At 60.8% G+C, this 10,156-nt stretch carries 8 protein-coding genes; 3 read left to right on the forward strand and 5 right to left on the reverse strand.

Translation table 11 applies throughout. From position 1 onward, the window contains the following. Nucleotides 1–25: 25 nt before the first annotated feature. The gene (locus tag ABD806_RS00140) at nt 26–829 is read right to left on the reverse strand and encodes a slipin family protein (protein WP_344953285.1); all 804 of its coding nucleotides are present in this window, start codon (nt 827–829) and stop codon (nt 26–28) included. Further along, nucleotides 826–2,178 carry an NfeD family protein gene (locus ABD806_RS00145; RefSeq protein ID WP_344953288.1) on the reverse strand — a complete coding sequence of 451 codons (1,353 nt, stop codon included), beginning with the start codon at nt 2,176–2,178 and terminating at the stop codon, nt 826–828. Before ABD806_RS00145 ends, ABD806_RS00140 begins: the two co-directional genes overlap by 4 nt. Nucleotides 2,179–2,462: 284 nt before the next feature. Between ABD806_RS00145 and ABD806_RS00150 the strand changes: the two genes are divergently transcribed. Beyond that, nucleotides 2,463–2,864, forward strand: a complete 402-nt coding sequence (locus ABD806_RS00150; RefSeq protein ID WP_344953291.1) for a GNAT family N-acetyltransferase — start codon at nt 2,463–2,465, stop codon at nt 2,862–2,864. A gap of 5 nt (nt 2,865–2,869) precedes the next feature. Here the strand turns inward: ABD806_RS00150 and ABD806_RS00155 are convergent, their stop codons facing one another. The 3 genes from ABD806_RS00155 to fadE all read right to left on the reverse strand — a co-directional run bounded on the left by ABD806_RS00155 (nt 2,870) and on the right by fadE (nt 8,366). Next, a complete protein-coding gene (locus ABD806_RS00155) occupies nt 2,870–4,297 on the reverse strand; it encodes a vWA domain-containing protein (protein WP_344953294.1) in 1,428 nt (475 codons plus the stop codon). Nucleotides 4,298–4,300: 3 nt separating this feature from the next. After that, nucleotides 4,301–5,755 carry an AAA family ATPase gene (locus ABD806_RS00160; RefSeq protein WP_344953297.1) on the reverse strand — a complete coding sequence of 485 codons (1,455 nt, stop codon included), beginning with the start codon at nt 5,753–5,755 and terminating at the stop codon, nt 4,301–4,303. 166 nt (nt 5,756–5,921) lie between these two features. After that, nucleotides 5,922–8,366 (reverse strand): acyl-CoA dehydrogenase FadE, encoded by a 2,445-nt coding sequence (gene fadE / locus ABD806_RS00165; RefSeq protein WP_344953300.1) that lies wholly within the window; start codon nt 8,364–8,366, stop codon nt 5,922–5,924. 284 nt (nt 8,367–8,650) lie between these two features. Between fadE and lpcA the strand changes: the two genes are divergently transcribed. Together lpcA and ABD806_RS00175 are read left to right on the forward strand one after the other, a co-directional pair. Beyond that, complete coding sequence (gene lpcA / locus ABD806_RS00170; RefSeq protein ID WP_344953303.1) at nt 8,651–9,232, forward strand: D-sedoheptulose 7-phosphate isomerase; 582 nt, start codon at nt 8,651–8,653, stop codon at nt 9,230–9,232. 12 nt (nt 9,233–9,244) lie between these two features. Continuing rightward, the gene (locus tag ABD806_RS00175) at nt 9,245–10,027 is read left to right on the forward strand and encodes a class II glutamine amidotransferase (protein WP_344953306.1); all 783 of its coding nucleotides are present in this window, start codon (nt 9,245–9,247) and stop codon (nt 10,025–10,027) included. Nucleotides 10,028–10,156 lie beyond the last annotated feature (129 nt).

The raw sequence follows: 10,156 nt of genomic DNA on the forward strand, positions 1-10,156 counted from the left end.
GCCCGGGGTTGGGCCTCCTACATGCTCAGGTGATTTCACTCGGTGACTGGGGGTCCTCGGTATGCGACGTCGCAGAGGCCATTTCCTGTAGTATCCGGCCCAGCTCCATGGGCAGGGGGAAGACGATCACCTTGCTGTTTTCGCTGCTGATCTCGGTCAGGGTCTGCAGGTAGCGCAGTTGGATGGCCTCGGGCTGTTGCCCCAGCATGCGTGCCGCTTCCAGCAACTGCTTGGAGGCTTCCAGCTCGCCGGTGGCATGGATCACCTTGGCGCGTCGGGCCCGCTCGGCTTCTGCCTGGCGGGCGATGGCCCGGATCATCGACTCATCCAGATCCACGTGCTTGATTTCCACCGTGCTGACCTTGATCCCCCAGGCATCGGTACTCTGATCCAGGATGCGTTGCAAATCCGCATTCAGGGTGTCCCGGGCGGAGAGGATCTCGTCCAGCTCGTGCTGGCCCAGCACCGAGCGCATGGTGGTCTGCGCCAGCTGGCTGGTGGCCTCCAGGAAGTTTTCCACATTGATGATGGCCTTTTGCGGATCCATCACCCTAAAGTAGAGCACCGCATTGACCCGGACAGTGACGTTGTCCTTGGAGATCACATCCTGGGAAGGAATATCCATGGTCACGATGCGTAAGTCGACCCGTACTATTTGTTGTACAAAGGGGATCACCAGTATCAATCCGGGTCCTTTTATCTTGTAGAAACGACCGAGCAGGAAGATTACCCCCCGCTCATATTCGCGCAGGATGCGGAACATGCTGGTAAACAGCATGACCACCAGGATGGCGAGCAACAGCTGCAAATAGATAAAGTCGATGATCATTGGGCTTCCTCCTGAGCGGCTTCGACCTTGAGTTCAAGGTCGTGCACCGACAGCACCACTACGGTTCTGTTTTGAGCTATGGGTAACTGGCTATGGGCCTGCCAGCGCTCACCGGCAACCAGCACGGTGCCGGTGGGATCGATGGCGGTCAGGCTGATGCCTGTCATGCCGATCATGCTGTCGCTGCCGGACACGGGGGCGGCCCTGCGTTGTTTCACGATCAGCCTCACCACCACCACGATCAGGGTCAGGGAAAACAGGGTAAAGGCCGCCACAAAGGGCCAGGCGATGCGAAACGCCTGATCCGGGGTGTCGAACAACAGCACCGAGCCGATGGCGAAGGCGACCAGGCCCCCTCCGCCGAGGATGCCGAAGCTGGGTGCCAGGGCCTCGGCGATCATCAAGGCCAGGCCCAGCAGGATCAGCGCCAGCCCGGCGGTGCTGACCGGCAGCATTTGCAGGGCCAGCAGTGCCAACAACAGGCAGATGGCGCCGATCACGCCGGCTACGCCGAAACCAGGGCTGTAGAATTCCAGCAACAGGCCGTACATGCCCACCAGCATCAGGATATAGGCGATATTGGGGTTGGTGATGATCATGATAAAGCGCTGGCGCCAGTCGGGTTGCCGTGCCTCGGCGATCAGCCCCTGAGTGTTCAGGGTGAGGCTATGTTCATTGACTTTGATTTCCCGGCCATCGAGGGCGGTCAGCAGGGCGGGCACATCGGCCACCAGCAGTTCGATGACGTTTTGCTCCAGGGCCTCGCTGGCGGTCAGGGTGGCGGCGTCGCGTACCGCCAGCTCGGCCCATTCGGCATTGCGGCCGCGTAACTGGGCCAGCGAACGGATATAGGCCACGGCGTCATTCAGGGTCTTGCGCTCCATGGCACCGCCTTCGGGCGATGGCGCTTCTCCCTCTTCTTCCTCTTTTTCTTTTTTATCTTTGTCCTGTTGTGGGGGGGAGGTACCGGGCCCGCCTATCTGCACCGGGGTGGCGGCCCCCAGATGGGTGCCGGGGGCCATGGCGGCCACATGGCTGGCATAGAGAATATAGGTACCGGCCGAGGCGGCCCGGGACCCGCCCGGGGCAACGTAGACTACCACGGGCACACTGGACTCCAGCATGGCCTGGATAATATCCCGGGTCGCGCTGTACAGGCCGCCGGGGGTATCCATAGTGAACAGGATGAAGGCGGGTTGGGCACTCTGTGCTTCCTGGAGTTCGGTGACCAGAAAGTCCGAGGTACCCGGGCCTATGGCACCCTTGATATCCAGTTGCCAATAGCGCTCCTCGGCCATGGCCGTGGTACCCAGCAGCAGCCACAGCAGTAACATAGTGCGCCAATGCATAGATCCAGCTCCAGTACAGTCTCTATTAGAGCTTAGTGCATGAGGCTGTATTGGTGATTATTTAACCGTCACTTGCTGTCTTGCCGCTCCCGTCGGTGATACCGCTTGTGAGTGACCAGCTCGCCGGTGGCTCTGGATTAAGGCGAGTCTGTATTCAGGGTTGATTTCGTTGGAATAATCAGGATTATCCAACATCATACTTAGGGGGCTGATGCAGTACCCGCATCATCCTAAAGGGAGGACAGGTGCAGATAAGAACCGCAGTTCATCGGGATTTGGCAGCCATGTTTAGGCTTGAACAGGCGGCTTTTGGCGAACATGGTTATCCGGATTTCTTTTTTCGTCAGGCGCTGGATCTATGGCCGGAGCTGCTGCTGGTGGCCGAATCGCCCGGCGGTGAACTCGCCGGCTATTGTCTGGGCGGGGTAGGGACTGTCCCTGGGCAAGGCTGGGTGCTGTCGCTGGCGGTGGCCGATGCATATCGGGGGGCGGGCATCGCCGGAGCCCTGTTGCAGCGGCTATTCACCGGCATGGCGCAGGCCGGCTGCCGGCAGTGGCGGTTGACGGTAGCACCGGAGAGCCCTGCGGTAAGACTGTACCAGCGACTCGGTTTTGAACAGGAACAACGGGTGCCGGATTATTTCGGTCCCGGCCAGTCCCGCCTGGTACTAGTACGCCGGGAATAGCCGGCTCAGACCTGGTTGGCAGCTTGCTCCAGGCTGCGCCAGTCGTTGAACAGGTGCACGGGCTCGCACAGCTGGCGTATGGCATGCAGGGCGGTAGCGTAGCCGAGCTGCAAACCGAACAGCCGCACCCCGCGCCGTTCTTTGGCCTTGGCCACCATTTGGTGCAGTTCGGCGGAGACCTGGAACTCGCCGTCGCTGACCAGCAAAATATCGGCCTGCTGCCATTCCTGCCGCCGCAGTCGTTGCAGGGCTGCGGTCAGCGGGGTACTGACATCGGTACCGCCGCTGAAGGAACCGCGCAGCATATCCAGCAGTTCGGGCAGCGTGAGTCTCTGATTGTCCAGGGTAAGCAGTTCACCTTCGCCACCGAACAGATACACCAGGCAGCTTCTGTGCTGTTTCTTGGCCAGACGCAGGGCTTCCAGTACCATGGCTTTGGACACCTGCTCCGCCAGGCCGTGCATGGAGGCCGAGGTGTCAAGGCAAAGAATCAGCGGTCCATGCCGCAGGCCCTGACCCTGACCTGTGCCCTGATCGGTCCTGGGGCTGGGCCAGTCGTTGCCGGCGTTAATGGGCATGACTCCTGCCACTGCGTAACTCAGCAGGCCCTGCTCGGCCCGGCGGGCGTGCCACAGCAGGTTCAGCATACTGTGGCCCATAAAGGCGGCTTCCAGTGGCAGCATCCGCGCCAAGTCGTCGGAACGGGTAATGCCCTGGGTTTCCATCGGGATACCCGGCAGGATACGCTGCAGGGGTCCTTGCTCACGGGGGCTCATCTGTTGCTGAAGCTTGCTCAGGGTGGCGCTTTGTTCAGGATCGGGACGCTGCTGGCCAAGCAGTGCCAGCAATCGTTGTAGTTGCTGGATTTGGGCGACCCACTGCTGCAGGCGCAGCAGATCGAACCAGGCCCGATCCCGGAGCTGTCCGCAGTCCGTTTCAGTACCTATGGCCGGGGCTATACCGAGCTCTTCCGCAACTTTTTGCAGGGTTTGCCACAGCAGAACCCTGTGCTGCCATTGTTCGGCCAGCTTATTAAGCTCGCATCGGGTATGGCGGGCCCGGGCCTGCTGTTCACTACGGATGGCCGGTATCCCGCTGTGGGTCAGCAGGGCGGCGGTGGCTGGCCACGACAGTTCTACCTGCTCCAGCACCAGCAGGATATCCTGCGCCACTGCCTGGGCGACTTCCGGAGTCTGCTTGCAATAGCCGAGTGCACCCGAACGCACCAGCAGCTGGCGGATACGCCGCTCCGTGCTGCTGCCGAGCCAGGTTCCGCTCGGGGGAACCAGCCCCTCATCCACACTGGCCAGCCAGTCTAGTACATAACCGGCCCTGGGCAGCAGGCTGCCCAGGGAATGGGTGACCACCAAGCTGAACAGGTTTTCCGGCAGGGCGGCAAGCGACGCCAGCCCTGGAGGCAGGGGGACGGACATGACTCAGCCCTCGGCCGGCAGGGCGGCGAAGTCTCGGCGTAGTTGCAGCAGCCGTTCCTGCTGCTGACCAAGCAGTTGATGCTGACGGGCCAGTTGCTGGCGGGCCTGCCTACCGAGCTCGTGACTCAACCACAGGTGGCGCTCGAGCCTGTCTGCCAAGCCGTTCAGCTGCTGGACGAGCCAGTCGAGATAGCAGGTCAGTTCGTCGAGCCGTTCATCGAGCTGACGCAGGCGGGCGGCGATATGGGCCGCCGGCCAGGACCTGGTCCGCAAGGCCGTAGGCCGCTGATACGTTTCCATCAGCGGCTGGTATTGCCCCAGGTCGCCGCCCAGATTGCGAATTTCATCGGCGGTAAAACAGGCATCCGGCAGCCGGGGCTGTCGGTAGAGCGCTTGGCCTGCGGCGTTGCGGCGGGGCCGCTGGCCTTCCCGCTCGGTTACCGGCTGGCCCAGTTCGTCCAGATAAAGTTGGTAGCCCTGCTCGTTGAGCGCCGGCAGTACCGGATCCGCGTCCTGCTCCAGCCGTTGTTGCCAGCTGTCCACCATATTCGTGATCAGTTCCGGGCTGAAACCGGGATCGGTGCCGATATGCGTGTGCAGCCATTGCTCCAGACGGACAAATTGTTCCGGTTGCTGCCACAAGCAATGGGGCAACAGCCAAGTATCGAGCAGCCCGGCTTCGGTCTCTCCGTTGCAGAAGGCGGACACCTTGAGCAGCTTGACCACCTTGCGCCAGCGGCGATCCGATACCGGGATTTGCTGCTCGGTCAGAAAATGGCGCAGCTGCAGCAGCAGCCGGATCAGGGCGGGGGACAACGACAGCTGTTCGGCTCGGGTACGGATGGTCGCCAGCGCTTCGCTGGTCAGCTGTTGTTCGGCCGGTGGCGCCTGGTAGTCATGATCGAGGGTCAGCAGGGTGGTAAAGGCAGCGTCGCTGACCGGCGCCACCTGAAAGCGCAGCAGGAAACGGTCATACAGGGCATTGAGTTCGGCGCCTTCCGGTAGCTCATTGCTGGCGGCGATGACTGAGATCAGCGGTACCGGCAGCCGGGTGTTGCCGTTGTCAAAACGACGTTCATTGAGCAGGGTGAGCAGGCTGTTGAGGATGGCGCTGTTGGCTTTGAATATTTCATCGATAAAGGCGATGGCGGCGTCCGGCAGGTAGCCTTTGGTCTGGCGCAGGTAGTTATCCTGCTCCAGGGCCTTGATAGATAGGGGGCCAAACAGCTCTTCCGGTACTGAGAAGCGGGTCAGCAGCCGTTCAAAATAGCCGCCGCTACTCACTAGGGTGTGCAGGCGTCGTGCCAGTTCGCTCTTGGCTGTGCCGGGTGGGCCGAGTAATAGCAGGTGTTCGCCGCCCAGCGCAGCCAGCAATGCCAGCCTGGCAGGGGTATCCCGCTCCAGCAGACCTTGCTGCAGGTGAGAAATCAATGTCGCGATGCGGGGTTTTACGTCCATTGGCCAGACCTGTGAGTTAATTGTATTAAAAATATTTACACATTGTACTCAAAATTAGCGGTATGGCCAGGGCATGGGCTGATTCCCTGGCCGGGCAGGGCGTCAGGCTGATTGTCGGGGGACAGGGAGCAGGTCGCGGCGATGACTCCTGCTTGCTCCCTTAAGGTCAGGCTGCTCTGTTTAGCAGGCTGTCGTCAAACAGCGCCTTGTTGGCCACCAGTTCCAGGGGATCGAAGTCATCCACATTGATGGTGCGCAGCCGGCTGACTTCTGCCTGGGCCAGTTGACGGGCCTCGACCTGGGTCAGAATCCCGGCGGCCAGGCCGTCTTCGGCGACTTTGTCCAGCATGGTAAAGGGACGGCGGCCCAGGGCGTGCACCACTTTGTCGAACAGCGGCTCGGCGTCGATGATATCGCGCAGCGCCTGCTCCAGCATACCCAGAGGGTTGCCTGCTTCCGCGGTCAGGTACAGGTCGGTTGCCAGGCTGTTTCGCGCCGGGTTGGGGCTTTGCAACAGGCGGGCTACCTGATGGTCCAGCCGATCGCCTGGGCGCTTGAGCGGCTTGCCGAAGGGCCGCAGCAGGCGCTTCAGCATCCAGGCCAGGCCGCGGGCGGGGAAATTGTCGAGCAGCTCGTCCAGCGCCGTCTGGGCGCGATAAAGTCCATCCTGACAGGCCCAGTGCACCAGCGGCAACACCTCGGCCGGGCGGCCTTCATCATTGAAGCGCTTGAGCGTCGCCGACACCAAATACAGCTGACTGAGGATGTCCCCCAGGCGGGCGGACAGCCGTTCCTTGCGCTTGAGATCACCGCCCAGGGTGGCCATGGCGATGTCGGACAGCAGCCCCAGGTTGGCGCTGAAGCGGTTCATCTGCCGGTAGTAGCGGGCGGTGCTGTCGTTGACCGGTGCCTGGCTCAGGCGAGCACCGGTCCAGCCGAACCAGACACTGCGTACCAGGTTGGCCAGGGCAAAGCCAAGGTGGCCGAACAGCGCCTGGTCGAACTGGGTCAGCGCCTTCTGGGCATCCGGCTCCCGTACCGACAGCATTTCCGCTAGTACGTAGGGATGGCAGCGAATGGCGCCCTGGCCGTAGATGATCATGCTACGGGTGAGGATATTGGCGCCTTCCACGGTAATGGCGATGGGGGCGCCCTGATAACCCCGGGCCAGGTAGTTGTTCGGCCCCATGCAGATGCCCTTGCCGCCGTGGATATCCATGGCGTCGATGATGCTGCGCTGGCCGCGGTCGGTGAGATGGTATTTGACGATGGCGGAGATCACTGAAGGTTTTTCGCCCAGATCGATGCCGGTGACCGTCAGCATGCTTGCGGCATCCATCAGGTAGGCATTGCCCCCCAGGCGGGCCAGCGGCTCTTCTATGCCTTCCATCCGGCCGATCGGCAGCTTGAACTGGCGGCGGATGCGGCTGTAGGCGCCGGAGGCCAGGGCGACCGCTTTGGCGCCGCCGGTGGCGTTGGAGGGCAGGGTGATGCCCCGGCCCACGGACAGGCATTCCACCAGCATGCGCCAGCCCTGGCCGGCCATCTCCTTGCCGCCGATGATAGTGTCGATGGGCACGAATACTTCATGGCCCCGGGTCGGACCGTTCTGGAACGGCACATTCAGTGGGAAGTGGCGACGACCGATCTCCACCCCCGGGGTGCGGGTGGGGATAAGGGCACAGGTGATGCCGAGCTCCTCCACTCCGCCCAGCAGTCCATCCGGATCCCTGAGTTTAAAGGCCAGCCCCAGCACGGTGGCCACCGGTGCCAGGGTGATGTAGCGTTTGTTCCAGGTCAGGCGCATGCCCAGCACCGGTTCCCCCTGCCACTCGCCCATGCATACCACGCCAAAGTCGGGGATGGCGCCGGCATCTGAGCCCGCTTCAGGGCTGGTCAGGGCGAAGCAGGGGATCTCTTCGCCTCGGGCCAGGCGGGGCAGGTAATGATCTTTCTGCTCTTTGGTGCCGTAGTGCTGTAGCAGCTCGCCCGGGCCCAGCGAGTTGGGCACGCCGACGGTGGAGGCCAGCACGGCGCTGGTGCTGCACAGCTTTTGTAATACTCGGGACTGGGCATAGGCTGAGAAGGCCAGGCCGCCGTATTCTTTTTTAATGATCATGGCGAAGAATTTGTGTTCTTTTAAATAGGCCCATACCTCGGGTGACAGATCGGCCCGCTCGTGGGTCACCTCCCAGTCGCTGGTCATGCGGCACACGGTTTCGACCGGACCATCCATAAAGGCCTGCTCTTCCTCGCTTAAGCAGGGCCGGGGGTAGTTGTGCAGGGTTTGCCAGTCGGGCCTGCCACGAAACAGCTCGGTCTCCCACCAAGTGGTGCCGGCTTCGATGGCTTCTTTCTCGGTATCGGACATCTCCGGCATCAGCCCTTTGTACAGTTTGAGCAGCGGGCGGCTCAGCAGGCTCTGACGCAGGGAAGAAAGGTTGAGTACGACCGCCGGCACGGCAAAAATCAACCAGACAACCGGAGCTACCTGACCCAGGGTCGTGCCCATGGCCAGGATCACGGCGGTGAGCAGGGTGCCGGCCAGGAGGCTGGCTTGACGATGCGCCAGCATTCCCCAGGCAAGCAGCAGTGAAAGGGCGGTAACCATAAACAACTCCTTGTAACGTGTAACCAGTGAGAGGTCTGACCTGTCGTGTTCCTTAGTTGTAATTCATACGGTTGTTTAAATCAAGGATCGTTTGGGTTAAATAACGGTTCCAAATAGTCGATCACTCTCGGCAGCGTGTGGCACCCGCTCGCTGTAGCAGTGTTCGGATCCGTTATTTAAATGCGCGTACCTGTGAGTGGTGGTGGTGCATACCTCTCCCTGTCCTTCCCCATTTTTCCCCCTTATGCCAAAATGCCCCTTTATCGCTAGTGAGAGGCCTTTGCATGTACCAGGATCTGATCCGTAATGAGCTCACCGAAGCGGCCAGCGTGCTGCAACATTTCTTGCAGGATGACGCCAATATCCAGGCCATCGAACAGGCCGCCCGTTTGTTGGCCGACAGCTTCAAGGCGGGTGGCAAGGTGTTGTCTTGCGGTAACGGCGGCTCTCACTGTGATGCCATGCATTTTGCCGAAGAGCTCACCGGCCGTTACCGGGAAAACCGCCCAGGTTATCCGGCCATCGCCATTTCCGATCCCAGCCATATTTCCTGCGTCTCCAACGACTTCGGCTATGAATATGTGTTCTCCCGCTATTTGGAAGCGGTAGGCCGGGAAGGGGACGTGTTGTTCGGCCTGTCCACCAGCGGTAACTCCGGCAACATTCTCAAGGCGATTGAAGCGGCCCGGGCCAAGGGCATCAGGGTGATTGCCCTCACCGGCAAGGATGGCGGCAAGATGGCAGGGCTGAGTGATGTGGAGATCCGGGTGCCCCATTTCGGTTATGCGGATCGCATTCAGGAAGTGCATATCAAGATAATCCACATCCTGATCCAGCTGGTGGAAAAAGAAATGGAACAGGGCTAAGGAAAGCAAACCATGTGTGAACTGCTCGGCATGAGCGCCAATGTGCCCACCGATATCTGCTTCAGCTTTACCGGCCTGATGCAACGGGGCGGCCGCACCGGCCCCCACAAGGACGGCTGGGGCATCGTTTTTTACGAAGGCAAGGGCCTGCGAACCTTCAAGGATCCGGCGCCTTCCAGTCAGTCGCGTATCGCAACCCTGGTGCAGGAATATCCGATCAAGAGCTGCGCCGTGGTAAGCCATATCCGTCAGGCCAACCGGGGTGGCATCGCCCTGGAAAACACCCATCCATTCACCCGGGAGCTGTGGGGGCGTTACTGGACCTTTGCCCATAACGGTCAGCTTACCGGTTATAAAAAGCTCAATACGGGCCGGCATAGGCCGGTGGGCGATACCGACAGCGAGCTGGCCTTCTGCTGGCTGCTGCACGAGCTGGAACAGAAATACCCGCGTAAGCCCGGCAACATGGCGGCTATGTTCCGCTACGTGGCCAGCTTGTGCGATCTCCTGCGCGGCTTGGGGGTGTTCAATATGCTGCTGTCGGATGGTGAGTATGTGATGACCTATTGCAGCAACAACCTGCACTGGATCACCCGCCGCGCGCCCTTCGGTCCGGCTCATCTGATCGACGAGGATGTGGAAATCGATTTCCAGAAAGAGACCACTCCCAACGATGTGGTGACGGTGATAACCACCCAGCCGCTGACCAACAACGAACAGTGGCACAAGATGCAACCCGGCGAGTTCAACCTGTTCCATCTGGGAGAGCGGCTGGCCGGGAATCGGACAGAGTGAGCTACTTATATCGGTCGGCAAATACAGGTACAAGCCTTTGCCGACCGACGGCGTAACAGCCATTTCCGTCTGATATTGTCGCCCTCCATTCTATATATTTATTTTTGTATACACTGTTATTCCCGGACT

The organism is Zobellella aerophila, assembly GCF_039539325.1.
Classification (GTDB): Bacteria; Pseudomonadota; Gammaproteobacteria; order Enterobacterales; family Aeromonadaceae; genus Oceanimonas; species Oceanimonas aerophila.